We start from the raw sequence: 26,266 nt of genomic DNA on the forward strand, positions 1-26,266 counted from the left end.
AGATGCGAGACGCCCCCACGACGACCCTCGTGTGGCAGAAGGACCGGCGAACCGGAGCGCCACGCTGGACCGGAGCACCACGCAGGACCGGGACGGCACGGCGGACCGGGACGGCGCGGATGACGGCGGTCTGCGGGCTGATGCTGGTCACCTGGCTGACGCTGCCCGGGCCGGCGTACGCGCTCGGTACGGAGTCGGTCCCGCAGCGCACGGGCCAGGTGCTGCGCGCGGAGGAGCTGACGAAGTTCTACGTCGTGAAGACCCCGCAGGCCAACGGCGGCAAGCAGGAGACCCTGTTCGACATCGCGGCGCGCACCCTCGGCGACGGCAACCGGTTCGAGGAGATCCTCGTGCTCAACAGCGGGCGCCTGCTGCCGGACGGCTCGGTGTTCGTCAGCCCGGACCAGCTGGTGCCCGGCTTCGCACTGGCGCTTCCCGAGGACGCCGACGGCTCCGGAGTCCAGGTCGGCGTCCTGCCCCAGACGCAGGCCGCCGCGCCCCAGCAGTCCGCGCCGGGCACCGCACCGGCCGCCCCCACCCCGTCAGCGGCCGCCGGTCCGGCGTCCGGCCGCAACTCCGGTACGTTCGCCGCCCTCGGCGCCCGGGGCTCGCTCCCCACGCTGATCGGCGGCATCGCCGGGGTCACCGCGCTGACCGTGGTGATCGTCGCGCGCCGCCCGCTCGGCCGGGCCGCCCGCGTCACCGGAGCCGGGCTCGCCCGGGCCGGGCGTGCGCTGCGCCCGCGGCTGCCCCGTGGCCTGGCGCTCGCCCTGCGCCGCCGTCGCCGGGGCGCGCTGGCCCGGCGGCTGGCCGCCGACACCCGTACGCCGGTGCTGGTCCGGGAGGCGCTGCGCGAGCTCGTATCGGCGCAGGCCCCGGACACCGCCCATCGGGTGCGCGTCTACAGCGTGCTCGCCGAGCCCACCAAGCTGCTCGCCTCGGTCTCCGGGGCGAACGAGGCCCCCGCTCCGTGGACCGCCGTCGCGCCGACCCGGTGGGAGCGCGCGGGGCTGCCCTCGGTCGTCGAGGGCGACCCCTCGGCCGACGTGGGCCTGGCCCTGCCGCATCTCACCCGGGTCGGCGTCGGCGAGCGCGGGGCGCAGGTCATGGTCGACCTCGGGCACGTCAACGGCGCGCTGAGCGTCTGCGGCGACCTGGTCGTCGCCCAGGACACCGTGGCGGCGCTGGTGCGGGGGCTGCTGGAACTCCCCCGCCAGCGCACGGTGGTGGTCTCCGTGGACCCGAGCGCGAGCGCCCTGCCCGGCCTCAACGGTCTGGTGCGGGTCCGCTCGGTGACCGACGTGCGGGGCAAGGGTCCCGACGAGGTGCTGAACTCCGCCGAGGAACTGGGCGTGGGCCTGGTGCGCGGAGCGGCCCGGACGGGTGAGGTCACCGGGTTCGTCGTGCTCCTGGAGCCGCCGACCGCGGACGAGGCGCGGACCCTGGCGGACCTCGCCTCGTCCGAGGGCGGCGGCTGGACCGTCCTCGCCGTCGGTGACGTGCCCGGCGCGCACTGGCGGTGGTACGCGGAGTCCGACGGCGGTGTGGACCTCGGGGTGCTGGGCCTTCAGGTGGTCGTACCGACACGGACACTGGCAGGCGCCGGCACCGGCCGCGTCTGAACGCCGGGAAATTCGCGGGAAATTCCCGGCCCCCAAGGTGAACCGCCCCGCCGGTCGGGCCGTTTTCCCGGTGACCGGCCCCGGAGGAATCCGGGACCCGATCTCCGCCCCGGCATCCGGTCAACTCCTCCGCCGGCTGCCGGGGCGGACCTTTTGCCCGTGGAATTCGCGTGCATGCGGAGATCCGGGCACGGCGATCGATCAGGCACGCAAAAGCCGACACGAAATCCGGCAACCATCAACCACTCACCACGAACCATGAATTCGAAGAGAGGCACAGCCATGCGTAAATTCACCTGCGTCCCGCTCGCGTTGACGGTGTCGGCGGTCATGATGACGGCGGCGTGCGGGAGTTCGCAGAGCGGCGACGCGGCGCCGGCCGCGGCCGCGAGCCCGGTCACGACGACGGTGAACGGGACGCCCGCCGCCGACGGGGACGCCGGGGCACAGCCCTCGGAGGCCGGCCGGCTGAGCGTCTGGGAGAGCGCCGGGCTGGGGCCGGTCGTCACCGACGGCGCGGGCTTCACCCTCTACCGCTTCGACAAGGACACGGCGTCGCCTCCCGTCTCCAACTGCGCGGGCGACTGCGCCACCACCTGGCCGCCGGTCCCGGCGGACGGGGTGGCGGCGCCCCAGGGCATCGACGCCTCGCTCCTCGGCTCGGTGACCCGGGCCGACGGCGGCAGGCAACTGACCCTGGCCGGCTGGCCGCTGTACCGCTACGCACAGGACACCGGACCCCGTCAGACGAACGGCCAGGGTGTGGGCGGCACCTGGTTCGCGGCTGCCCCCGACGGCAAGAAGGCCGGCAAGTCGGCGACCGGGCGGACCCCCGAGGCGCAGGAGGAGCTGCCCGCGCTGTCCACGGTCGACGACCCGGCGCTCGGCGAGATCGTCCGGGACGGCAAGGGCCGGACGCTGTACCGCTTCACCAAGGACACCGCCTGGCCGATGAAGTCCAACTGCCTGGGCGACTGCCTCGGCACCTGGAAGCCCGCCAAGCCGGTGGACGTCACGAACGTCAAGGGCATCGATCCCGAGCTGCTCAGCACCTACACCCGTCCCGACGGCACGAAGCAGCTCGCGCTCGACTGCTGGCCGCTCTACTGGTTCACGGGCGACCAGAACCCCGGCGACACCAACGGCCAGGGCGTGGGCGGCACATGGTTCGCCGTACGCGCGGACGGCAAGCTGGTCAAGTGAGGTGTCCTGGGCGGGGGTGGGCGAGCCCCGAGGACGCGAGCTCGGCTCCGCGACCCGCACGCCCGGGACCGTCTCAGGGCTCCTCGGCGGCCGTACCGCCCGCGGGTCCGTCCGGGGCCTCCGGTCCGGCGCCGCGGCAGCGGCGGGGCGGCGCCGGGGAGGTGTGCCGCAGCCAGCGGGCGTCGATCTCGCGGCCGTCCCCCAGGGTGTGGCGGGGCGGCCCGTCGTCCGCGACGAATCCCGCACTCCTCAGGGCCCGCGCGCTCGCGGTGTTCGCCGGCTCGTGTCCCGCCCGGACCGACCGAAGCCCCAGGTGGTCATGGCCGAGGAGGACGGCGGCCCGGAACAGCTCCGCGCCGAGTCCACGGCCCCGCGCGTGCGGGGCCAGCCATCCGCCGATCTCCCCGGTGGCGGTGTTCAGCTCCGTCGCCCCGGCGTACCGGCCGTCGTCCAGGCGGACGCCGACCAGCATCTCCCCCTGGTCGGGCCGCGGTGGGAAGGGCTCGGCCAGCAGTTTCCCGGCGCCGGGGAACGGAGGCCGGGAGCCGGCGTCACCGGGACGCACCCGGAGCAGGGCGTCGCGGACCCGCGCGTCGGTCAGCAGGCCTTCGCCCCATCCGAGCCAGCGCTGGGCCTCGGCGTCGGAGGCGGCGGCCAGAACCGCCGCGAGGTCCAGCATGGTCTCCGGGGTGTAGAGCAGAAGACGCTCCGTGCGCAGGGTGTGCCGCCGCTGCCCGCACCCGCCGGGCAGCGGGAGCTTGGGCGTCGCCCGCCCGCGCCGCAGCCATGACCAGACCATGCGCTCCCCCGGAGAATCCCACGGCCCACCGGGCCGGGTTCGATCCCGACCGTGAGCCTAGGGCCAAGGGCCGGGCTGCGGTGAGTGCGGTGCCGGTCGACAATGGGGTGGCGGGGGCGCGTGTTCGGCCCGCAGCAGGACGGCTCGGGGGCGTCGGCCCGAGAGGAACGTGCTCATGCACCGCGCCATGCGTCGCGGAGGTCCGCCGTGAAGGGCGGGGCGGAGCGGGCCGGGATCCTGCGCCGGTCGGTGCGGGTGACCCTGGCGGCGTCCGCCGGCTTCTACGCCTTCCTGTACGGGCTCGACGAGCCGGTGCCGGCGCTGTACGGGCTGTTCGCGCCCATCTCCCTCGGGCTGCTGTCCGCCGTGCCGGGGTCCGGGCGGCAGCGGGCCGAGGTGATGCTGAAGGCGCTGCCGGTGGGCCTGGTGCTGGTGACCCTGGGGACCGTGCTGGCGGTGCGAACCTGGGCTGCGGTGCTGGGGATGCTGGTCGTCGGCTTCCTGCTGGCCTTCGCGGCCGTCGCGGGCCCCAGGCCGGCCGGGGCGGCGCCGGGACTCCAGCTCTTCTACATCCTGGCCTGTTTCCCGCCGTACGAGCCGCAGACCCTGGGGCTGCGGCTGGCCGGGCTCACGACGGGCGTGGTGCTGCTGGCGCTGTGCGAGGTGTTCGTCCTGCCGCAGGCCGCGGGTGAGACGTACCGGTCGAGCCTCGCGAAGGCCGTCGCGACCGCGGGCGACACCCTGGGCGGGCGTGCCGAGCTGCCGCCGGAGGTCCTGCGCGCCGAGGGCGCGCGGCTGCGGCTGTCGCGGATTGCGCCCGCGGAACGCCCGGCGGGGCCCGGCCGTGCGGCCCGCGGCCTGTCCCAGGCGGGTTCGGCGGCCCGCCGCCTGCTCGAACAGCTGGCACATCTGACCGAGACGGGACAACTGCGGGAGCTGCTCCGGGAGGGCGCGGCGGCCGGTGCACGGGGCGGTCTGCGGGGCCGAGGAAGATCCGGAAGCGTGCCGAGTGGCGGCCCTGCCGACGGGCCGTCCCGGTGGCTGTTGCCCCAGGTCGCGGCCCTCTGCGACGACAGTGCCGCGGCACTGCGGACGGGCCGGGCGCCCCCGGGTCCGCAGCGCTTGGACAAGGTGATCGGCGCCTTCCAGGAGATGCGCGTGGGTCAGGTGGCGGAGCGGGGCGCGGCGGAGCCGGAGCTGGTGCCGGTGCTGCGCCGGCAGGCCGCGCTGCTGGGCGTCGCCGAGTCGGCGCGGGCGCTGGAGATCTCCGTAAGGGTCGCCCTCGACGGGCGGCGCACTCCGTCGATCGAGCCACGGGAGCTGTTCTGGTACACGGAGGCGCCCACGTCCCGGCTGTGGCTGCGCCGGTTCCTCGGCAACATGACGCTCCGCTCGGTGCAGTTCCACAACGCGGTCCGGATCGCGCTGGCCCTCGGTGCGGCACGGCTGGTCGCCGGTTCGTTCGATCTGACCCACGGTTTCTGGGTGCTGCTGGCGGTGCTGACGCTGAGCAGGACCACCGCCGGGGAGACGTGGGCGGCCATCCGCCAGGCGGTGGCCGGCAATCTCGCGGGCGCAATCGCGGCGGGCGCCCTGCTCATCGGCGTCGGACAGCACACCGACGCCTACGCCGCGATCCTCGCGCCGGGCATGCTGCTCGCCTTCTCCCTGGGGCCCCTGCTCGGCATCGCCTGGGCGCAGGGTCTGTTCACGCTCGTGGTGGCCACCGCGTTCGCGCAGATCACCCCGGCCACCTGGCGGCTGGCCGAGGCGCGGATCGTGGACGTGGTGACCGGCAGCGCCATCGGTCTGCTGTGCGCGCTGCTCGCCTGGCCGGCCGGTGCCCGCCGGGAGGTGCGCAGGACCATGGCGGGGCTGCTGCGCGAGTGCGGGCCACTGATCAAGGGCACGGTCGGAGTGCTGACGACCGTGCCACCGGGCTCCGCCCCACCCCCGCCGACACTGGGCGTCCTGCACCGGATGCGCCTGGCCGAGTCCGCCTACGCCCAGTTCCGCAGTGAACCGGCCGCCCGGGCCTCCGCCGGCGCCGACTGGCACGGCGTACTGATCGCGGCCCACCAGGTCCTGCTCGGTGTCCACTGGCTGCCCCGCTTCGACCTGCCCGCGGGCGGCCTGCCTCCGGGCGCCACGGAACGGGCCCGGGCCGATGCGCGGGCGGCGGCCCGGACCACCGACCGGCTGGCCGCCCTGTGCGCCGGGGAACGGCCGCCGCCGGACGGATCGCGGCCGGAACCGGAGCCACCGCCCGCACCACCACCGCCGCTGCCGGCGCTGATCGACCTCGAGATGTGGCTGACCAGCCTGACCGCCCAGCTCTCCCACGTCGAAGCCGGCCTGCCCCGCGCCGGTGAGCACACGGACGACTCCGCCGGCCCCGCGACGGGCTCCCCCCGCCACTCGAACCACCCCCGCGAGCACGGAAGCCAGGGCGCCCGCCATGTCCCCCGAGAGCCTTGAGGCCGCACTGCGACCGCCGTCCCCGCGGCGGGGGGTGGGTGTGGTGGCTGCCGCTGATCGCGGTGACCTTCGACGTGCTCGTGGAGGTGATCGTCAGGGGCCGGGAACCGGTGAGTTTCATGCTCATCGCCGTGCCGCCGCTCGCGGCCGCGACGCGTGGCCCGCGGGGCACCGCGCTGTCGGCCGTGGTGTGTCTGGGCCTGCAGATGTGGATGGCGGCCCGTCGCCCCGGCCACTTCGACGAGCAGCACCATGTCGCGGTGTATGTCGGCACGTTCCTCATCGGGGTGGCCAGTGTCGCGCTGGCCCGGCAGCGGAAGCGGACCCGGCAGCATCTGATCCGGGCCAACTCGGTCGCGGAGGCCATGCAGCGGACCCTGCTGCGGCCCGTGCCGTGCCGGCTCGGCCCCGTCCGTGCGGCCGGCTTCTACGAGGCGGGGGAGGGCGGCACGCTCGTCGGCGGGGACCTGTACGACGTGTGCGAGACGCCGCCCTTCGGGGTCCGGGCGATCATCGGCGACGTCCGGGGCAAGGGGCTGGGCGCGGTGCAGACGGTCGCGGCGGTGCTGGGCAGCTTCCGGGTGTCGGCGCACGAGTGGCGGAGCCTGAGCCGTCTCGCGCAGCGGCTGGAGCTCAGCATCGCCCGCAACGGCCCGGCCGGTGAGGAGGGCGACCCCGAGCTCTTCGTGACCGCTCTGGTGCTGGAGTTCCCGCCGGGCGGCGGCGAGGTGCGGATCGTGGACCGTGGGCACCCCTCGCCGCTGGTGATCGGCCCGCGGGACGCCCGTCGGCTGGTCACGGCGCCCGGGCTGCCGCTGGGCCTGGGCGCCCTGGCGGCGGGCGGGGACGAGACGACGGTGCATCGGCTCGGGCCCGGCGAGGTGCTCGTCGCGCACACGGACGGGGTGAGCGAGGCACGCGACGCGGACGGTGTGTTCTATCCGGTCCTGCAGCGGCTCGGCGAACGGTTCCGCGGCGAGCGCGCCCCCGACCCGGAGGCGGTCGTGTCGTTCGTACGGACCGACTCCGAGCGCTGGTCGGCGAGTTCCGACAACGACGACCGGGCGGTCCTCGCGCTCCGGCTGGACGCTACTTGACCTGGGTCCTCACATCGGGCACGCGTCCCTCAGGCGCCGGCGGCCGCGCGCCGGATCGCGTCGAGGGCGCGGGTCACGTCGTCGTCGGTGGTCGACCAGTTGCTCACCGAGATCCGCATGACGCGCCGACCGCGCCACGTGGAACCGCTGATCCATGCCGTGCCGTCGTCGAGCAGACGGTCGAGCACCCGGTCCGTGCGGTCGTCGTCGCCGAACACGGCGCAGACCTGGGTGAAGACGACGTCGTTGAGGACACTCGCGCCGTCGATCCGGGCGATGCCGGTGGCGAACGAGGAGGCGTGCCGGCACAGCCGTTCGACGAGGTCGGTCACGCCCGCCCGGCCCAGGGACCGGAGCGCGGCCCACACGGTGAAGGCCCGGCCGCGCCGGGAGAGTTCGGGCACCTTGTCGACGGGGTCGCCGTGTTCGTGGTGGATGAGGTACTCGCCCTGCTGCGCCATCGCCGCCCGGAGCGCGTTCGGGTCGCGTACGACGGCGAGGCCGCAGTCGTAGGGGACGTTCAGGGTCTTGTGGGCGTCCGTCGCCCAGGAGTCGGCGTCGGCGCAGCCCGCCGTCAGGTGCGCGTACGCAGGGGAGGCGGCGGCCCAGAGCCCGAAGGCGCCGTCGATGTGCACCCAGGCGTCCGCCTCGCGGGCGGCGCGGATCGTCTCGGGGAAGGGGTCGAAGGCGCCGGAGTGGATGTCCCCGGCCTGGAGGATCACGATCGTGGGGCTCCGGCCGCCGGCCGCCAGGGCTCGCCGCAGGGCCTCGGGCCGGATGCGGCCCTGGTCGTCCGCGTCCACCAGGTCGGGCCTGCCGAGCCCCAGGTAGCGCAGTGACAGGTCGATGGCCATGTGCCGGTCCTGGCCCGCGAGGACGTGGACGGCCGGCCCACCCGCGAGTCCGTCGCGGGCGACGTCCCGGCCGTGGCGCCGCAGCACCGCGTCGCGTCCGGCGGCGAGGCAGGTGAAGTTCGCCATCGTGGCGCCCGTGGTGAAGCCGACGGCGCTGTCTCCCGGCAGGCCGAGCAGATCGAGCAGCCAGGCGCCGGCGATCTCCTCCGCCGCCGCGTAGGCGGGGGAGACGGCCCGCATCACGCAGTTCTGGTCCCAGGCGCTCACCAGCCAGTCCGTGGCCAGCGCGGCCGGTTCGGTGCCGCCGACGACGAACCCGTAGAAGCGGCCGCTGGGAAACGCGGTGAGCCCCGGCTCGCAGGCCGTGGCCAGCAGGTCGACGACGTCGGCGGGCGGGCTGGGACGCTCGGGCAGTTCGGTACCGAGCGCGCGCACGATCCCGTCGACCGAGGCGCGGGCGGGAACCGGGCGGTCGGCAAGGCTGGCCAGCCAGCGGACGGCGTGGTCGTATGCCTGCCGGAGCGCCGTCTCGCGCGCGTCCATACCTCGGACTATGGGACAGTCACCGGAGCCGTGCAAGCCCGCGGGCCGCGCGGCGGCTCCGGTGCCGCGTCGGTGCGTGCTCGCGTGCTCGCGTGCCCGTGGTGCGTGACCGCTTCACGCCCGCGTCGGGACCGGTCGCCGGAGCAGGTAGCCGACCGCGGTCGTCACCAGGACGGCCATGCACGCGATGAACACCAGTCCCGCGTCCTCCAGGCCGATCGAGACCGCCAGCACGCCCACGCCGATCACCGGCACCGAGATACCGGCGTACGCCACCACGAACAGGGTCGAGATGACCGCCGCGCGCCGGTCCGCGGGCGACGCCCCGGCCACCGCGGACAGCGCGCCGCGGAACGCCAGCCCCTGCCCGAACCCGCCGAAGACCGCGCTCAGCACGACCAGCGCCAGCAGGTCCCAGCGCAGCGCGCCCGCGAGCAGCGCCAGCCCGGCGAAGAGCCCCGTGCAGCCCAGCGGCAGCGACCGCCCCACCCCGACCCGGCCGACCGCCAGCTGCCCGGCGGTCGAGGCGAAGAAGGCCAGCGCGACGACCGCCCCGCTCACGGCGTGGTCGTCCACGTCCAGGGACTCCGCGAGGAACGCCGGGCTGACCGAGGTGAACACCCCGAACAGCGCGAACCCCACGAAGGAGGCGATCGCCGCGGGCACGAACACCGCCCGCACCTGCCGGGGCAGACCGGGCCGCTGCGGCCGTACGGTGCTCAGCGGCCGCGGATCCCGCACGGTCTCCGGAAGCCACAGCAGGGCGACGGCCGAGCCGGCCACCAAGGCGAGGTGCACGGCGAACGCCAGGTACAGCGGCCAGGCGGCGTACTGCGCGAGCAGTCCGGCGAGCAGGGGACCGCAGCCGAGGCCGCCCATGTTGGCGGCCGTCGCCACGAACGTGGCCCGGGAGGCGCCGCCGGGCGGTGCCAGGTCCATCACGTACGCCGTCGCGGCCCCGGTGAACAGCCCCGCGGACAGGCCCGACAGCAGCCGTCCCGCGTACAGGGCGCCCAGCCCGGCCGCCGACAGGAAGCAGACGGCGCTCGCCGCCGCGCACCCCAGGCCCGCGAACAGCACCGGACGCCTGCCCACGGTGTCCGAGGCGTTGCCCGCCAGCAGCAGCACGCCGATGACACCGAAGGCGTACACGGCGTAGACGACGGTGACCGTCAGCTCGGAGAATCCGAACTTCTCCTGGTAGAGGGGGTAGAGCGGGGTCGGCAGCGTGGTGCCGGCCATGCACACGGCGAACACCGCCCCGCTGAGCAGACACTGACCCCACCCTCGGCGATTACCGTCCACCCGCCGACGGTAACCCTGTGGACCGCCCCGGCCCGGCCCGACGTGCCGGACCACCACCTGACGGAGGGACCACCCCGGTCCGAGCCCGACCCTCTTGAATGCTTGATTCAACGACTCTAGCCTCATCCGGTGACTTCAATCACCCTTCCCCCACTCCGCCACAGATCCCGGCGTCTGCGCCGAGCCCTCCTCCTGACCCTGGCCCTGACCGTCCCCTCACTCCCGTCGGCCGCCGCCCCGGCTGTCGCGGCACCGGCCGTCACGGCGCCGCCCCAGGTGTGGCCGACGCCCCGGCACATCGAGGTGACGGGCCGTCACCTCACCGTCCCCGACCGCGTGGTCGAGGTCGTCGGCCCGCGCACCGACCCCTCGGCCCGCCGCGTCGTCGAGGCCGCGCTGCGCGCCGCCGGGGCCGACCGGATCGTCACCGTCACCTCGGGCGACCGTCCGCCGCCCGCCGCCGGCCTCACCGTCTACGTCGGCGGCCCCGGCGAGAACCCGGCCACCGGCGGGGCGTTGCAGCGCCTGGGCGCCAAGTCCCCGGCCGGACTGCCCGCGGAGGGATACGTCCTGGCCTCCGGCCGCCGCTCCGGCCGCGCCCTGCTCGCCCTGTCCGGCAAGGACACCACCGGCACCTTCTACGCGGCCCAGACACTCCGTCAGCTCCTCACCGGCCCGCGCCTGCCCGAAGTGACGGTCCGCGACTGGCCCACGGCCCGGCTGCGCGGGGTCGTCGAGGGCTTCTACGGCACCCCCTGGTCGCACGCCGAGCGGCTGAGCCAGCTCGACTTCTACGGCCGCACCAAGCAGAACGTGTACGTCTACTCCCCCAAGGACGACCCCTACCTGCGGGAGCGCTGGCGCGACGAGTACCCGGCCGCCGAGCTGGGGCGGTTGCGCGAACTCGTCGACCGCGCCGCGGCCGACCACGTCCGCTTCACCTACGCCCTCTCCCCCGGCCTGTCGGTCTGCTACTCCTCGGAGAGCGACATCGCCGCGCTGGTCCGCAAGTTCGCCTCGCTGTACGACATCGGCGTGCGGTCCTTCGCGATCCCGCTCGACGACATCAGCTACACGAAGTGGAACTGTCCGGCCGACGAGGAGAGGTTCGGCAGCGGCGGCGCGGCGGCCGGGGCCGCCCAGGCGCACCTGCTGAACAGGGTGTGGCAGGACTTCTCCGCCGGCCGCACCGGTCTCCAGCCGCTGGAGATGGTCCCCACGGAGTACTCCGACCTCGCCGACACCCCGTACAAGAAGGCGCTGCGCGAGCGGTTGGACGCGGACGTGGTCGTGGAGTGGACCGGCGTCGGCGTGATCGCGCCGACGGTCACCGCCGCGCAGGTGCGGCAGGCTCGCGAGGTCTACGGGCATCCGGTCCTGGTCTGGGACAACTACCCGGTCAACGACTACGTCACCAGCCGTCTGCTGCTTGGCCCCTACACCGGCAGGGAGGCGGACGTGGCGCGGGAGGCCGTCGGCGTCACCGCCAACCCGATGGTCCAGGGCGAGGCCAGCAGGCTCGCCCTGTTCACCTCGGCGGCCTATCTGTGGAACCCGGACGCCTACGACCCCCGGGCCGCGTTCCTCGCCTCCGTCCGCGACCTCGCGGGCGAGACACCGGCGGCCGGGAAATGGCTGCGGATCTTCGCCGAGAACAACTACTCCTCCCAGCTCGACACCACCGAGTCCCCCACGCTCACCGCGCTCATCGCCGACTTCCGCACGGCCTACGACCACGACAGCGGCCTCGACCGGGCCGCCGCCGCGCTGACGTCGTACTTCGACGACATGGCCGCCGCACCGGGCGAGTTGCGCGCCCGTCTGTCCAACGCCGGTTTCCTGGAGGAGACTTCGGCCTGGCTGGACAAGCTCGGCCGGTACGGCACCGCGGGCCGGACGGCCGTGGACCTGCTGCTGGCCGACAAGAAGGGCGACACCGACGCCGTGTCGACGTACTGGAACCGCCTCAAGACCGAGCGCAAGGAGCTCGACGCGATACCGCAGCAGGTCTCGCCCGGTGTGATGGACCAGTTCCTCTACAGGACGATGCTGGACTCCGCCCCCGACCCGGGTGTCGACGCCTCCTTCACCCCGGCCTCCCTCAGCCTCGAACCCGGCGCGACCGGCACCGTCACCCTCGACCTCTCCGACCGACGCTCCACCGCCGCCCGCACGGTGACCTGGAAGCTCGACGTGCCCGACGGCGTCACCGCGTCACCCACGGAGGGAAGCGTCACCGTCCCGGCCGGGGGCAGCGCCTCGGCGACGGTCACGATCGGCTCCGGTACGCCGGGGGTCCACTCGCTGGTGCTCTCCGGCTCAGGCGTCCTCACCCGGGCGATCCCGGTCAGGGTCACCGACGGCACGGGCACACCGAGGGCACTGACGGCAAACTTCAGTGGGGCATCGGTCAGTTCGATCGACCTGACCTCCGGAACGAGCACCGCCATCGCCGTCGGCGCCAACCCCGGCGAGGTGGTCGTGAGCGCCGACGGGCGCACGGCCTACGCCGCCAACCAGGGCTCGAACACGGTCAGCGTGATCGACGTGTCCGACGGCACGGTCACCGCCACGGTCCCCGTGGGCCGCGTCCCCGCCGGACTCGCCCTCACCCCGGACGGCCGCACCCTCTGGGTCGCCAACTACACGGACGGCACGGTCCAGCCGGTGGACACGGCCACCCTGACGGCGGGATCACCCGTGCCGGTCGGCTCCGGCCCGGAGAACATGGCGATCACACCGGACGGCCGGACGCTGTACGTGGCCAACATCCACGACAACACCGTCTCCCCCGTCGACCTCACCACCGCAAAGGCCGAACCCCCCGTCCCGGTCGGCCCGAGCCCCTTCAACGTGGTCGCCGCACCCGACGGGAGAACCGTGTACGTCTCCAACTCCGGCGGCTCGACGATCACCCCGATCGACACCGCGACGAACGACACCGAACCCACCCTCCTGGTCACCGGCCAGGCCTACGGCCTCGCCCTCTCCCCGGACGGCCGCACCCTGTGGGTCAGCGCCAGCACAGGAGACACCGTCACCCCGGTGGACACGGTGACCGGTGCGCCGGGAACACCGGTCAAGGTGGGGAAGTCAGCCTTCGATGTGGCACCGGACTGGAACGGCGCAACTGTGTACGTCACTACGGCCGACAGCAACACCTTGGTACCGGTCGATGTGGCCTCGGGGAAGACAGAGGCACCCCTCCCCACCGGCGCCTATCCACTGGCGGTCACCCTGACCCCCTAAGGGGCGCGGGGCTGTGTCGATATGCGGCTACCGCCGCGCGGGCGCGACAAGCCCCCACCGACCCGCAGACAAAAACGGCCCTCCCAGCGGAGCGCCTAGCTGGCGGTACGCCGGATCCGCCCGGCGTACCGCTTCTCCAGCTCCAGGTTCCCCTCGAACCCCCCCGGCACATTGGCGGAGACATAGACCGGCGGCCGATCGCCCGAGGCGAGAAGCCGCGCGGCCGTCTCGGCGACGGTCATCTGGACCAGCAGCACCCCGGTCAGCGTGGACAGCGCACAGACCGCGCCGCCACCGGGAAGCTCGAGCAGCGCGTCCCCGCTCGGGGCGGCGTTGTCGAGGACGACGTCGGCGAGGTCGGCGAGCTTCCTGCCGCTGGGGTGGGCGGCCGGTACGGACCGGGTGTGGCTGAGGGAGGTGACGGCCAGGAGGCGGTGGCCCCGCTCCTTGGCGTGCAGGGCCATCTCGACGACAACGTTGTTCACGCCGGAGTTGGAGATGACGACGAAGAGGTCCTGGGGGCGAGGGGCGGCGAGTTCGTACAGCCGGGCCGCGATGCCGGGCTTGCGTTCGAGCAGCGGGTCGTCGAGCACGCCGGGGTGGTCGCCGCCGTAGAGGACGAGGTCGGCCATGCTGAGGCGGTTGGTGGGCACGAGGCCGCCCGCGCGGCCGGCGAGTTCGAGGACGAGGGCCTGGGAGTGGCCGGTGCCGAAGGCGTGCACGACGCCGTCCTCGCGGACGCAGTCGGCGATCAGTGCGGCGGCGGCGCCCACGTCGGCGCGCGCGGACTCGGTGAGGCGGTTCAGGACGGCGAGGCTCTCGTGCGCGAAGCGGTCGGCGCTCACCGGTTCGGTCACGGACTCGTTGGCGGACTCGACGGACACCTGGTACTCCCCACTGATGGGCAACTGGTGGATTGAACCACCTCATACGTACATGCAGGTGAATCAATAAATCACAGGCTCGTGGCCACGGGCAATGAAGCAGCTCGTCCCGGGCGGCGGCGAGAGATCACCGGTCCTGGTATTCAGCCACTGTGTCAACGGGTGGCTGATACCTTCTCTGCATGCCCTCGACCGATGTCACCACCCTGATCCGCACCGAGCTGCCCCGGCTGGCCGGCTCCCTGCGGAAGGTCGGCGAGCTGATCCTGGAGGATCCCGCCGCCGTCACCCACTGCTCGGCCGCGGAGCTGGGCCGGCGCACCGGCACCTCCCAGGCCACCGTCACCCGGTTCTGCCGGGCCATCGGCCTCGACTCCTACCAGCACCTGCTGATCGAGCTGGCCCAGGAGCGCGGACGCGGCGAGTCCTCGGACTGGGGCAGCGCCGAGATCGGTCCGGACATCTCCCCCGACGACAGCCTGGAGCGGGTCGTGCAGGTCGTCGGCACCGCCGACCTGCGGGCGATCCAGCAGACCATCGACCGGATCGACCTGGACGCGATCGAGCGCGCCGCCCAGGCCGTGGCGCGCGCCCGGCGCATCGACGTCTACGGCGTCGGCGGCAGCGGCGCGGTCGCCCAGGAGACCGAGACCCGGCTGTTCCGGATCGGCTGCGCGGTGCGCGGCTGGACCGAGGTGCACGCGGCCACCACCTCGGCCGCCCTGCTCACCCCGGCGGACGTGGCGATCGGCATCTCCCACTCCGGCGCCACCCGGGAGACGATCGAACCGTTCGAGCTGGCCAAGGAGCGCGGCGCCACCACCGTCGCGGTCACCGCCGACCCGCGCTCGCCGCTGGCGCGCGCCGCCGACGTACGGCTGATCTCCTCCTCCTCGGAGACCAGCTTCCGCACCGGCAGCATCGGTGCCCGCCACTCGGTGCTGATGCTCATCGACTGCCTCTACGTCCGGGTCGGCCAGCTCTCCTACCAGCGCGCGAGCGCCTCCCTGGCGCTCACCGACCACATCGCCGGGGCGCACGCGGTGAAGTCCCGGCGGGCTCGCTGAGCCGACCGGGAATGCATGGATGAACCAACCAAGATGACAACAGATGGTTGATTGAACCACCCCTCGATGCCAGGATGGGGCTCCCCCGCGCACTCCTAGGAGCCTCATGCGTGTCATCTCCGTCGCGTCGACCGAGCTCTTCACCGGCACGGAGGACCGGCCGCACCAGGTGGTCGCCGTCGACGTCGAGCACGACCCGGGCCGACCGGTGCGGCTGAGCGTGGAAGGCCCGGGCGTCCGCGGCGTCGGGGAGACCGTCGTCACCGTCGGCGAGGACGGCACCGCACACGCCGAGATACCCGTGGCCACCGAGGGTCTCGTGCCCGGCGACCGCCGCGAGATCACCGTCACCGCCGCCGACGGAGACCGACGGGCCGAGCACACCGCCGAGTTCACGGCCGCCGAGCCCGGCTGGACCATGTTCATGGTCAGCCACTTCCACTACGACCCCGTCTGGTGGAACACCCAGGCCGCCTACACCGAGACCTGGGACGTCGCCGACGACCCCGCCGTCACCGGCCTGCCCGCACGGACCTTCGACTCGCGCGGCCAGTCCGGCATGAGCCTGGTCCGCGCCCACTGCGACCTGGCCCGGCGCGACCCCGCGTACACGTTCGTGCTCGCCGAGGTCGACTATCTCAAGCCCTACTGGGACGCCTTCCCCGAGGAACGGGCCTTTCTGCGCCAGCTGATCCGCACCGGCCGGGTCGAGATCATGGGCGGCACCTACAACGAGCCCAACACCAACCTCACCGGCGCCGAGGCCACCGTACGCAACGCGCTGTACGGCGACGGCTTCCAGCGCGGGATCATCGGGGCCTCCCCGCAGACCGCCTGGCAGCTGGACGCGTTCGGGCACGACCCGCAGTTCCCGGGCCTGATGGCCGACGCGGGGGTCACGTCCAGTTCGTGGGCGCGCGGCCCCTTCCATCAGTGGGGACCGACGCTGTCCGTCTTCGGCGAGGAGCCGCGCGATCCGCAACGGATGCAGTTCCCGGCCGAGTTCAGCTGGATCGCCCCCTCCGGACGCGGACTGCTCACCGCCTACATGGTCAACCACTACGGCGCCGGCTGGGCCATCGACAACGCGCCCACCCTGCCCGAGGCCGAGGCCGCCGCGCTCAAGCTGTTCCAGGGGCTGAAGAAGGTCGCGCTCACCCGCAACGTCCTGCTGCCCGTCGGCGGCGACTACGCACCGCCGTGCCGCTGGGTGATGGGCATCCACCGCGACTGGAACGCCCGGTACGTCTGGCCCCGGTTCGTCAGCGGCATCCCCCGAAACTTCTTCGCCGCGGTGCGCGCCGAGCTGGAGCGTGAGGGGCGCACGGCGTCCCCGCAGACCCGGGACATGAACCCGGTCTACACCGGCAAGGACGTCTCCTACATCGACACCAAGCAGGCCCAGCGGTACGGCGAGGCGCTGCTCGCCGACGCCGAGGCCTGGGCGACCCTCGCCTCCCTCGTCGCCGGGCACGCCTACCCGGACGCGGCCCTCGACAAGGCCTGGCGGCAGCTGATCTACGGCGCCCACCACGACGCCATCACCGGCTCCGAGTCGGACCAGGTCTACATCGACCTGCTGACCGGCTGGCGGGAGCTGTACGACCTGGCGGAGACCGTGCACGCCGACGCGACCGACGCGCTGGCCCGCCGGGTGGTGCCGCTGCCCGGCGGGGCGCCCGACCTGGTCGTCTTCAACTCCGCGACCTGGCAGCGCCGGGACGTGCTGACCGTGGCGGACCCGGGCCTCGTCCCCCTGGACGTCACCGGACTGCCGCTGCCCGCGGTGCGCGAGGACGGCGAACTGTGGGTCGTCGTACCGGACGTGCCCGGCATGGGCCTCAAGGCGCTCTCCCTCGCCGACGGCCGTGTGCCCGGCTGGACGGCGGGCGAGGGGACGACCGTCCGCAACGAGTTCTACGAGGTGACGGTCGACCCCGCCCGCGGCGGCGGCGTCAGCAGCCTGCGCGCGCTCGCCCAGGGCGGCCGCGAGCTGCTGCGCCCCGGGGACATCGGCAACGAACTGGTGGTGCAGGAGGAGTACCCGCGCCACCCCCGCTTCGGCGAGGGCCCCTGGCACCTCACGCCGACCGGGACCACCGCCGCGCGGAGCCGTGACGTGACGGCTGACATCGATGTCGAGCACTCCCCGGCAGGCTCCCGCATCACCGTCCGCGGCGACCTCGGCCTGTTCCGGTACACCCAGCGGCTCACGCTGTGGGCGGGCGTGGACCGGCTCGACGTGACGACGACCGTCGACGGCTACGACGGCGCCGACCGGCTGATCCGGGTGCGCTGGCCCTCCGACGTGCGGGGCGGGCTGCCGGTGCACGAGGTCGCGGACGCGGTGATCGGGCGCGGCTTCGGCTTCGTGGAGGTGGACAGCGAGCAGTTCCCGTGGACGCTGGACAACCCCGCCAACACCTGGTTCGGGCTCGGCTCCACGGCCCGGGTCGCCGTCCACGACGACACCGGTGCGCTGCTCGGGCACCGTTCGATCGGCGTCGCCGAGCTGGTGTTCGGCGACTGGTCCGCGGCCGGTGAGCTGGGCACTCCGCTGGCGGCCGCCCTGGTGCGCGCGGGTGTCACGGCCACCTCGACGATCGCGGGCGGCCCGCGCTACGGCGACCTGGAGGTCGACTCCAACCTGCCCGACATCCGGATCGCCGTCGGCGGCCCGCAGCGCAACCCCGTCGTCGCTGAGGCCCTCGGCTGGGACCCGGCGGCCGGCCGCGAACTGCGCCGTCGACTGGCCGAGAACGGGCTCGCCTCCGTGTGGGTGGCACCGCGCGCCTCGCTGCGCGAGGAGTGGGTACCGGGCGCCGATCTGCGCGACCTGGAACGGCTGCCGCTGCTCGTGGTGGCGGGCGCCCGCCCCGAGGACGACGCGAAGGCCGTCGACGCGCTGATCGCGGACCTGGACGACGCCACCGTACGGGCCACCGCGCCCGGCGCCGGGGAGGCACTGCCGCCGGGCGACGCCTGGGACGGCCGGGGCCTGGCGATCCTCAACCGGGGGACACCGGGCTGTGTGGTCACCTCCTCCGGCGACCTCTACATGTCGCTGATGCGCTCCTGCACCGGCTGGCCCTCCGGCATCTGGGTCGACCCACCCCGGCGCACGGCACCGGACGGCTCCGCCTTCCAGCTGCAGCGCTGGTCGCACACCTTCGCGTACGCGGTCGTCGCGGGCGAGGGCGACTGGCGCGACCTGGGCTGGCCGCGCGCCGGGCACGCCTTCAACCATCCGCTCACCGCACGGCTGCGGGAGCCGGCCGAGACACCGGCCGACCTGCCGAGGACCGCGGCCCTGCTGTCGCTTCAGCCCGAGGGCCGGGTGCTGCTGGACGCGCTCAAGCCGGCCGGTTCCCCGCTCGCCCGGGGCGGCGGCGTGCCCGTGGACCCCGCCCGCGGGGTCGTCGTACGGGCGCACGAGGTGGACGGACGTCCGGTGCGGGCCCGGCTGGCGGGTCCCTCGGGATGGGCGGAGGGCCGGCGGGCGGACGTACTGGAGCGACCCGGGGAGCCCGTGGCCCCCGGCGCGGACGGCGCGCTGGAGCTCGACCTGACGGGCTTCGAGGTGGCCACCGTCCTGGCCTCGCCGTCCGCCTCGGCCACCGCGACCGCGCCAACGCCCGGCCGACGGGACGAGAGCGCGGCTGCCACGGAAGCGGCCGACGCCGCCGCTGCCGCGGAAGCACCCGGCGGGCAGCCGGCCGGGAGGCCTGGGTGCGCCGAACTCCCCTGCGGGCGGCCGACGGGGATTCCCGGACCGGCCGAATCGGCCGGGAGCACCGCGGCCGCCGAACCGCCCTGCGGGCAGCCGACCGGGAGCCCCGGGGCCGCCGAACCACCCGGCGGGCAGCCGACCGGGAGCCCCCGGGCCGCCGAACCACCCCGCTTCCGGGCGGCCGGAAGGGCCGGGGTCGCCGCGTACGAGCCCGCGCAGCCCGTGCACACCCGCTACTGGCTGCACAACTCCGGCCCCGCTCCCCGCGGGAACCTGCCGGTGGCCGTGTATCTCTCCCCGGCCGCGCTCACGGCCGACGGCCCGGTCACGGCGACGGTCCGCGTCTCCTCCGAGCTCACCGACGCGCCCGTCTCGGGGACGGTGGCGCTGGAGGTCCCGGACGGCTGGAGCGCCGAGCCCGCCGAACTGCCGTACGCGCTCGGCCCGGGCGGCTTCACCCTCACCGAGGTCACCGTCACGCCCTCGCCGGACCCGGTGCCCGGCCGGTACCGGCTCGCCGCGCGACTGACGTACGGCGGGCAGACGTACGAGGACACAGTGGCCCTGGACGTGCCGGGCGAGGCCACGGAGGGCGGCCCCGACGGGCGGACCGGGCCGAGTCTGGTGCTGGAACTGGGCGTCGAGCGGATCGAGGTGCGCCGGGGCGAACGGGTGCGGCTGCCGGTGCGCGTGCGCAACACGACACGCGGCCCGGTGACCGGGACCCTGTGGGCGGTGTCGTCCTGGGGCACCTGGGCCGGCGTCGGACCGGGCTGCCAGGGGTTCAGCCTCGCCGCCGGGGAGAGCGGGGAGTGCGCGCTGGAGGTGGACGGCTCGGCGGTGCCGCCCGGGTCGTACTGGCTGATGACGAAGGCCGGCTGGCACGGCTGCGTGGCCTACACGGAGGCGGTCGTCCTGGAGGTGACGGAGTGAGCGGGCACGCGGCGGTGGTCGGCGGCGGGGCCGCGCCCGAAACCCACCCGCACGGCGGCGGCACCCACCCGGACGAACAACGGCAGGCGCACGGAGGCGATCGCGCCGCGAGCGGGTGCGCCGATGTGGTCGGCGGAGATGCGGTGTCGGTGGAGCGGGTGGACGCGTTGCTGGCGGCCGTCCCCGCGAGGGATCGGGAGGTGCGGCCGGAAGCCCTGGCACGGGCGGAGCGGCAGCGCAGACGGTGGGCCACGCAGGTCGTGGTCGTCGACGAACTCGCCCGCCGCGCCTGCGCCGAGCGGGGACTCGCGCCGCCGCCCGAGGTGTCCCCGGCGCGGGTGCTCGCGGTGTCCGGGACCGAGGTCGCCGACCTGGGCAGCATCGTGGCCGTGGCGCTCGCCCACTCCCCCGCCGTACGCGGCCTGCTGGCGGCCTTCGAGGCGGAGCAGCAGGTGCCCGAGCCGGCCGTACGGGACTACTACGACCGCAATCACGACCGGTTCCTCACCCCGGAGGCGCTACGGCTCGGGGTCGACCCCTTCGGCGCCGTACAGCCCTCCGATGTCCTGCCGTACGAGGAGGTCCGCGAGAGGGTGGCGCGGGAGCTGCGGAGGGCGTGGGCGCGGCAGGCGTTCCTCGACTGGCTCGACCGCGCCCGGGCCGGTGTGCGGTACGCGCCCGGCCATGAGCATCCGGGCGACCCTTCGCATCCGGACCACGAGCGCCGGCACTGAGCACCGCGGTCACGACACGGAACCGAAAAGCAACACGGCAGGGCATTGACCTCCGATGAATTCTGGTCCACCTTTTCATCAACCGAGGTCCAGGTTGGTGATTTGAACCAGCAACTCAGGGACCAGCAGCTCGCATCGGCGGCTGACGGATCGCAGGAGGCAACATGCGTGCGGGAAGACTGACCGGAACCGTGGCGGGCGTCATCGCCCTCGCCCTGACCGCCGCCGGCTGCGGCCTGTCGGGGGGCTCCGACAGCGGAGAGGCCACGGCCGGCGGCTGCAAGGTCGACAAGGCCAACGTCGGCACCGGGAAGCTCACCGGGGACGTCAAGGGCAAGATCACCTTCCAGACGACCAATCTGAAGAAAGACTTCGGGGATTTCTTCAACGGAGTGATCAAGGCGTTCGAGAAGGCCCACCCCGACACCTCGGTCAAGTGGATCGACGACCCGGGCGACAACACCTTCACCCAGCGCAACGTCGCCGACGCCCAGGCCTGTACGTTGCCCGACGTCATCAACCTCAACTCCGAGACGGCGACCGCCCTCACCAAGGCCGGGTACCTGCTGAACATCGGCGTCAAGGACCCGGACGCCGAGAAGCCGTTCGTGCCGGCGTTCTGGAACTCCAGCACCATGAAGGACTCCTCGGGCATGGCGCGGCACACCGTGCTGCCCTGGTACACCGGCGGCATCGTCCTCACGTACAACACGGACCTGCTGGAGAAGGCCGGGATCGACCCGGCGAAGCCGCCGACGACGATGTTCGGGCTGTTCGCCGACTACGAGAAGATCGCCAAGGCGGCCGACGGCAAGTTCTACGCGACGATGGCCAACCCGGTCTGGCGGATCCCGGCCGACTGGGACCAGATGGACATCAAGGTGCTGGCCGACAACGGCAAGTCCGCCGTCTTCGGCGACGACCCGAGGACCACCGAGTGGGTCGCCTGGATGGCGAAGCTGTACAAGGAGGGCGCGATGCCGAAGGACTCGCTGTCCTCCAGCAACGACCCCTCCACGCTGTACAGCCAGGGCAAGGTCGCCTACGGCTCGACGAACCCGAGCTTCGTCCGCTTCGTGAAGCAGAACAGCCCCTCGGTCTACGCCAAGACCGCCGTCGGCCAGCAGCCCTTCGACCAGCTCGGCCACACCACCGGTGCCCCGCAGTACATAGGGGTCGCCGCGACCAGCAAGCACGCGCCCGCGGCCCTCGCCTTCGCGGAGTTCCTCACCAACGCCGAGAACCAGACGGCCTGGTGCAAGGACCCGAACGTGGTGATCTTCCCGACGACGACGACCTCGCTGAACGACCCGTTCTTCCAGAAGGTCACCGGTGACGACCCGTTCGCCGAGGCCCGCAAGCTCGTCGCCGAGCAGCTGAAGACCGCCACCGCCTACCAGACGAACCTCTCGCCGGCGGCGCAGAACGCGATCGTCGCCCAGGTGCAGCTGGCCATGCAGGGCAAGAAGAGCCCCGCCCAGGCCGTGAAGGACGCCCAGGAGAAGGTCAATGAGCTGCTGAAGCAGGCGGGCTGATCGTGGCGACCCAGACCGTGAAGCCGGTGTCCGTGCCCGGTACGGAGCGCACAGCCTCCGTGCCGGGCCCGGCCCGCGCACGCCGGCTCGGCCGGGCGCTCCTGCCCGGCCGCACGCCCGGTGCCAACGGGGCGGCGATGTACCGCCGTTGGTGGCTGCCCTGGCTGTGGACCGCGCCCGCGATCGTCTGCGCGGTCGTGTTCGGCGTGTTCCCCTTCCTCAACACCGTCCTGCTGTCGTTCACCGACGCCAAGCCGCTCGGCGGCGCCGCGGGCTTCGTCGGGCTGGACAACTACACCCGGATGCTGGACGACTCCGACTTCTGGCTGGCGACCCGCAACAGCCTGCTGTACGCGCTGATCGTCGTCCCGCTGATGGTGCTGCTGCCGCTGCTGCTGGCCGTGCTGGTGGAGAAGAACCTGCCCGGCATCGGCTTCTTCCGCTCGGCCTTCTACACGCCCGTCCTCGCCTCCAGCGTGGTCGTGGGTCTGAGCTGGCAGTGGCTGCTGGCCGACGACGGGCTGGTCAACACCTGGCTGGAGAAGGCCCATCTGATCAGGAGCGCCATCCCGTTCCTGTCCGACTCGTGGCTGATCCTGCTGTCCGCGATGGGCCTGACGCTCTGGAAGGGCCTCGGCTGGTACATGGTGTTCTACCTGGCGGCCCTCGGGAACGTGCCCAGGGAACTGCACGAGGCGGCGTCCATGGACGGCGCGGGTGCCGTGCGCCGCTTCTGGCACATCACCGTACCCGGCGTGCGCCAGGCCATGATGCTGGTCGGCACGCTCACCGGCATCGGCTCGCTGCGGGTGTTCACCGAGATCTACATGCTCGGCAGTTCCACCGGCGGCCCCGGCGGCGCCGACCGCACCCTGCCGTTCTACATCAAGGACGTGGGCCTCGACCCGATCACCGGCAACGCCGGCTACGGCTCGGCGGTCAGTGTGGCGCTGTTCCTGCTGACGCTGGGGCTGACCCTGCTGGCGCAGCGGCTGACGAAGGAGGACGAGTCATGACGACCGCGCTGGAGAAGCCCCGGCGCCTGCTGCCGCGCTGGCGGGACTACGGCCGTCCCCGTGAGCTGGTCGTCCGCTACCTGCTGCTGTTCCTGGTGCTCGGCATCACCGTCGGACCGCTGGTCTGGCAGTTCCTGGCCTCGCTGAAGAGCACGAGCGAGGACGTCTTCGGCGCGGACGCCACCCTGCTGCCGCGCGACCCGACCCTGCGGGCCTACCGCGAGGTCTTCAGCCAGGTGCCGGTCGCCACGTACATCAGGAACAGCATGATCGTGGTGATCCTGTCGATCACCAGCCAGTTGCTGTTCTCCACCACGGCCGGCTACATGCTCTCCAAGCCGGGCTGGAAGGGCCGCAAGGCGGTCTGGGTCGTGCTGGTCGCCTCCATGATGTTCCCCTTCGAGTCGATCATGGTGTCCCTGTTCCTCAGCATCCGGGACCTGGGCCTGGTGGACAGTGTGGTGGGCGTGTGGCTGCCCGGGTTCGTCGGCGCCATCAACGTCCTGCTGATGCGCGGCGCGTTCCTCGCGGTGCCGCGCGAGATCGAGGACTCGGGCATGCTCGACGGCGCGAACGAGTGGCAGCGCTTCCGGTACCTGTATCTGCCGTCCGCGTGGGGCGCGATCATGGTGGTCGTCGTCAACACCTTCATCAGCGCCTGGGACGACTTCCTCTGGCCGCTGATCGTGCTGCGCTCCGAGGACCACATGACGCTGACGCTGGGTCTGTCCCGGCTGCAGAGCTCGTCGTTCGGCTACGACACACGGGTGGTGATGGCCGGTTCGGTGATCTCCGTGGTCCCGGTCCTCGTGCTGTTCGTGATCACCCAGCGGTGGTTCTACCGGGGCGTCTCGGCCGGGGCGGTCAAGCTCTGACCGACCACGAGCGGTACAGCGGTGAGGGCCTCCCGCGCGGACGCCGCGACCCTGATCTCCACCGCCTGTGACGGTACGACCGTCTCCAGGTCGGCGCCGACCAGCTCGAGTTGGTCGGCGCCGAGGTGTATCGCGACCGTGCGGCACTCCCCCGGCACGAGGTCCACGGCGTCGAACGCGCGCAGTTCGAGCGTGCGCGGCCAGACGGGCGTGCGCCGCCGGCGGACGTAGAGCTGCACCACGCCGCGGCCGGGCCGGGTGCCCGTGTTGGTGACGTCCACCTCGACCGTGTGCCCGGTCAGCCGGGGCGGGCCGTGGTGGAAGGTCGTGTACGACAGCCCGTGCCCGAAGGAGTACAGGGGCCCCGCGTCACCGTCGGCGTAGGAGCCGTACTCGGTGTCCTTGTGGTTGTAGTAGACGGGGAGTTGGGCGGCGGAGCGCGGCACGGAGACCGGCAGCCGGCCGGCCGGCTCGGTCAGCCCGAGGAGCACCTCGGCGATCGCCGTGCCGCCCCACGGGCCGGGGTACCAGGCGGTGAGCAGGGCGGCGGCCCGGTCCGCGGCCTCCGGGACGGCGTGCGGGCGGCCCTGGACCAGGACGACGACGGTGGGGGTGCCGGTGGCCGTCACCGCGTCCAGGAGGGCGCGCTGGGCGGCGCCGAGCCGCAGGCCCGCGAGGTCGACGCCCTCGCCGCAGGTCATCTCGGACACGACGGTGCGCGCGGCCCCGTTGGCGTCGAACTCCGTGTCGGGGGTGCGGGCGCTGCTGCCGCCCAGTACCAGCACGGCGAGGTCGGAGGCGGCTGCCGTCGCGACCGCCTCGGGGACGGAGGTGCGGTCGTCCCCGGTGAGGGCCGCGCCGCGGGCGTGGCGGACGTCCGTGCCGAGCGGGGCGAGGCGGCGCAGGGCGTCCAGGACGCTCACCCCGGTGCCGGGGCGCTGGGGGGCGGTGTAGTCGCCGAGTTGGTGGGCGGTGGTGGCGGCGTGCGGGCCGAGGACCGCGATACGGCGTACGGACGGCTGGACCGGGAGGACCCCGGCGTCGTTGTGCAGGAGGGTGACGCAGGCGCGGGCCAGCGCGGTGCTCAGCTCGCGTCCGCCCTCGAGCACCGGCGCGCGCCGGGTGTACGGGTGCTCGAAGAGGCCGAGACGGAACTTCAGCCGCAGGACGCGGGCGACGGCGGCGTCCACCGCGGCCTCGCTCACCAGTCCCCGCTCGACGGCCTCCTCCAGATGGGTGAAGCCCTCGTCCCAGAGGCTGAGGTCGACACCCGCGTCGAGGGCGAGAGCGCCGGCGGAGACCTTGTCGCCGGTGATGCGGGCCAGCCGGTCCACGGCCAGGCCGTCGGCCATGACCAGGCCCTCGAAGCCCCAGCGTTCCCTCAGGAGGCCGGTGAGCAGGGCACGGTTGCCGGAGCAGGGCAGTCCGTCGACCTCGTTGTAGGCCGCCATGACGGCGGCGGCCCCGGCGCGCACGCCGGCCCGGGCGGCCGGGAGGTGGATCTCGTGCAGTTCGCGCGGGCCGAGCTCGGACTCGGCGGAGTTGCGTCCGCCGACCGTGGCGCCCTGGCCGGCGAAGTGCTTGAGGACGACCGGGGCCTTGTCGGGGGCGAAGAACTCCCCTGCGCCTGTGCTCCCACCCGGAGCCGTGCCCGGACCCGTGTCCGTGTCCGTACCCGCACCCGTGCCCTGCATTCCGTGGACGAGGGCCTCCGTCAGCCGGGCCGCGAGGTACGGGTCCTCGCCGAAGCACTCCTCGGTACGTCCCCAGCGCGGGTCGCGGGCGATGTCCAGCGCGGAGACGAGCGCCACATGGCCGCCCCGGGCGCGCAGTTCGGCGGCGGCGTGCGCGGCGGCCCGCTCGTACAGGGCCGGGTCCCAGGTGGCGCCGACGGCCAGGTTGACGGGCAGGACCGTGCCGTCGAGGGCCATGTGGCCGTGCGGCACCTCCTCGACGAACAGGGCGGGGACACGGAGGCGGCTGTGCTCCAGGACGTGCCGCTGGACCAGGTCGGCGAGGTCGGCGCTGTCCTCGACGCCCGGCCCGTCGCCGTGGTCGACGCCGGACCAGGCGTCGGCGCGCATCAGTCCGTAGAGGGCGCCGAGCCCCTCGAAGCGTTCGGTCTCGGCACGCAGGGCCTCGGTGATCCGGAAGTCACCGTCCGGGGTGCGCCGGTAGGCGTGCCAGCCGTACATCCGCTGGTTGAGCTGGCCGACCTTCTCGCGCAGGGTCATCCGGGAGAGGAGGTCCGCGACGCGGGTGGCGAGGGGGGCGGCCGGGTCGAGGTACGGATGCGGGGCGAGGGCGGGGTCGTGCGGCGGCATGGGGACGTCCTTGGGGGC

Annotated in this window: 16 protein-coding genes; 11 read left to right on the forward strand and 5 right to left on the reverse strand. The window is 73.5% G+C overall.

Translation table 11 applies throughout. The features are described 5' to 3' along the window. Positions 1-2: 2 nt before the first annotated feature. On the forward strand, positions 3-1,622 hold the full coding sequence (locus ACIRF9_RS36815; RefSeq protein WP_403831420.1) for a hypothetical protein: 1,620 nt from the start codon (positions 3-5) through the stop codon (positions 1,620-1,622). Between the two features lie 282 nt (positions 1,623-1,904). Next, positions 1,905-2,825, forward strand: coding sequence for an SCO0930 family lipoprotein (locus ACIRF9_RS36820; RefSeq protein WP_403831422.1), 921 nt, complete (start codon positions 1,905-1,907; stop codon positions 2,823-2,825). A gap of 73 nt (positions 2,826-2,898) precedes the next feature. On the opposite strand, the gene ACIRF9_RS36825 is transcribed toward ACIRF9_RS36820, so the two are convergent. Beyond that, positions 2,899-3,624: a GNAT family N-acetyltransferase gene (locus ACIRF9_RS36825; RefSeq protein ID WP_403831424.1), complete on the reverse strand. Its 726-nt coding sequence runs from the start codon at positions 3,622-3,624 to the stop codon at positions 2,899-2,901. A gap of 207 nt (positions 3,625-3,831) precedes the next feature. Here ACIRF9_RS36825 and ACIRF9_RS36830 point away from each other — a divergent pair, with 207 nt between their 5' ends. Both ACIRF9_RS36830 and ACIRF9_RS36835 read left to right on the forward strand, forming a co-directional pair. Continuing rightward, a complete protein-coding gene (locus ACIRF9_RS36830) occupies positions 3,832-6,102 on the forward strand; it encodes an FUSC family protein (RefSeq protein WP_403831427.1) in 2,271 nt (756 codons plus the stop codon). Positions 6,103-6,140: 38 nt separating this feature from the next. Continuing rightward, positions 6,141-7,199, forward strand: coding sequence for a PP2C family protein-serine/threonine phosphatase (locus ACIRF9_RS36835; RefSeq protein WP_403831429.1), 1,059 nt, complete (start codon positions 6,141-6,143; stop codon positions 7,197-7,199). Positions 7,200-7,228: 29 nt separating this feature from the next. Here ACIRF9_RS36835 and ACIRF9_RS36840 read toward each other — a convergent pair whose 3' ends face one another. Both ACIRF9_RS36840 and ACIRF9_RS36845 read right to left on the reverse strand, forming a co-directional pair. Further along, positions 7,229-8,596 carry a pyridoxal phosphate-dependent decarboxylase family protein gene (locus tag ACIRF9_RS36840; RefSeq protein WP_403831431.1) on the reverse strand — a complete coding sequence of 456 codons (1,368 nt, stop codon included), beginning with the start codon at positions 8,594-8,596 and terminating at the stop codon, positions 7,229-7,231. Between the two features lie 114 nt (positions 8,597-8,710). Next, positions 8,711-9,901: an MFS transporter gene (locus ACIRF9_RS36845; RefSeq protein ID WP_403831434.1), complete on the reverse strand. Its 1,191-nt coding sequence runs from the start codon at positions 9,899-9,901 to the stop codon at positions 8,711-8,713. Between the two features lie 129 nt (positions 9,902-10,030). Here ACIRF9_RS36845 and ACIRF9_RS36850 point away from each other — a divergent pair, with 129 nt between their 5' ends. Then, positions 10,031-13,150, forward strand: coding sequence for a beta-N-acetylglucosaminidase domain-containing protein (locus ACIRF9_RS36850; protein ID WP_403831436.1), 3,120 nt, complete (start codon positions 10,031-10,033; stop codon positions 13,148-13,150). Positions 13,151-13,245: 95 nt separating this feature from the next. Here the strand turns inward: ACIRF9_RS36850 and ACIRF9_RS36855 are convergent, their stop codons facing one another. Then, positions 13,246-14,034 carry a sugar isomerase domain-containing protein gene (locus ACIRF9_RS36855; RefSeq protein WP_403831654.1) on the reverse strand — a complete coding sequence of 263 codons (789 nt, stop codon included), beginning with the start codon at positions 14,032-14,034 and terminating at the stop codon, positions 13,246-13,248. A gap of 182 nt (positions 14,035-14,216) precedes the next feature. Between ACIRF9_RS36855 and ACIRF9_RS36860 the strand changes: the two genes are divergently transcribed. From ACIRF9_RS36860 to ACIRF9_RS36885, 6 genes are all read left to right on the forward strand, one after another. Continuing rightward, positions 14,217-15,101: a MurR/RpiR family transcriptional regulator gene (locus ACIRF9_RS36860; protein WP_403831438.1), complete on the forward strand. Its 885-nt coding sequence runs from the start codon at positions 14,217-14,219 to the stop codon at positions 15,099-15,101. Between the two features lie 106 nt (positions 15,102-15,207). Next, positions 15,208-19,764, forward strand: a complete 4,557-nt coding sequence (locus ACIRF9_RS36865; RefSeq protein WP_403831440.1) for an NEW3 domain-containing protein — start codon at positions 15,208-15,210, stop codon at positions 19,762-19,764. A gap of 125 nt (positions 19,765-19,889) precedes the next feature. Beyond that, complete coding sequence (locus ACIRF9_RS36870; protein ID WP_403831657.1) at positions 19,890-20,498, forward strand: peptidyl-prolyl cis-trans isomerase; 609 nt, start codon at positions 19,890-19,892, stop codon at positions 20,496-20,498. Positions 20,499-20,662: 164 nt separating this feature from the next. Next, complete coding sequence (locus tag ACIRF9_RS36875) at positions 20,663-22,033, forward strand: extracellular solute-binding protein (RefSeq protein WP_403831442.1); 1,371 nt, start codon at positions 20,663-20,665, stop codon at positions 22,031-22,033. Then, entirely contained in the window at positions 22,033-23,049 is a 1,017-nt protein-coding gene (locus tag ACIRF9_RS36880; RefSeq protein WP_403831660.1) for a carbohydrate ABC transporter permease, read from the forward strand. Before ACIRF9_RS36875 ends, ACIRF9_RS36880 begins: the two co-directional genes overlap by 1 nt. Continuing rightward, positions 23,046-23,924 (forward strand): carbohydrate ABC transporter permease, encoded by an 879-nt coding sequence (locus tag ACIRF9_RS36885; protein ID WP_403831444.1) that lies wholly within the window; start codon positions 23,046-23,048, stop codon positions 23,922-23,924. The genes ACIRF9_RS36880 and ACIRF9_RS36885 overlap by 4 nt, the downstream gene beginning before the upstream one ends. Here ACIRF9_RS36885 and ACIRF9_RS36890 read toward each other — a convergent pair. Beyond that, complete coding sequence (locus ACIRF9_RS36890; RefSeq protein ID WP_403831446.1) at positions 23,888-26,248, reverse strand: glycoside hydrolase family 3 N-terminal domain-containing protein; 2,361 nt, start codon at positions 26,246-26,248, stop codon at positions 23,888-23,890. The two genes, ACIRF9_RS36885 and ACIRF9_RS36890, sit on opposite strands and share 37 nt — an antisense overlap. Positions 26,249-26,266 lie beyond the last annotated feature (18 nt).

It is taken from the genome of Streptomyces sp. NPDC096132, from assembly GCF_044763345.1.
In the GTDB taxonomy this organism is placed as follows: Bacteria; Actinomycetota; Actinomycetes; order Streptomycetales; family Streptomycetaceae; genus Streptomyces.

Bases quoted from the DNA above. Each gene is read 5' to 3' on its own strand.
- ACIRF9_RS36885 (WP_403831444.1), top strand. From the start codon at position 23,046: ATGACGACCGCGCTGGAGAAGCCCCGGCGCCTGCTGCCGCGCTGGCGG.
- ACIRF9_RS36820 (WP_403831422.1), top strand. From the start codon at position 1,905: ATGCGTAAATTCACCTGCGTCCCGCTCGCGTTGACGGTGTCGGCGGTC.
- ACIRF9_RS36875 (WP_403831442.1), top strand. From the start codon at position 20,663: ATGCGTGCGGGAAGACTGACCGGAACCGTGGCGGGCGTCATCGCCCTC.
- ACIRF9_RS36860 (WP_403831438.1), top strand. From the start codon at position 14,217: ATGCCCTCGACCGATGTCACCACCCTGATCCGCACCGAGCTGCCCCGG.
- ACIRF9_RS36840 (WP_403831431.1), bottom strand. From the start codon at position 8,596: ATGGACGCGCGCGAGACGGCGCTCCGGCAGGCATACGACCACGCCGTC.
- ACIRF9_RS36865 (WP_403831440.1), top strand. From the start codon at position 15,208: ATGCGTGTCATCTCCGTCGCGTCGACCGAGCTCTTCACCGGCACGGAG.
- ACIRF9_RS36825 (WP_403831424.1), bottom strand. From the start codon at position 3,624: ATGGTCTGGTCATGGCTGCGGCGCGGGCGGGCGACGCCCAAGCTCCCG.
- ACIRF9_RS36890 (WP_403831446.1), bottom strand. From the start codon at position 26,248: ATGCCGCCGCACGACCCCGCCCTCGCCCCGCATCCGTACCTCGACCCG.
- ACIRF9_RS36815 (WP_403831420.1), top strand. From the start codon at position 3: ATGCGAGACGCCCCCACGACGACCCTCGTGTGGCAGAAGGACCGGCGA.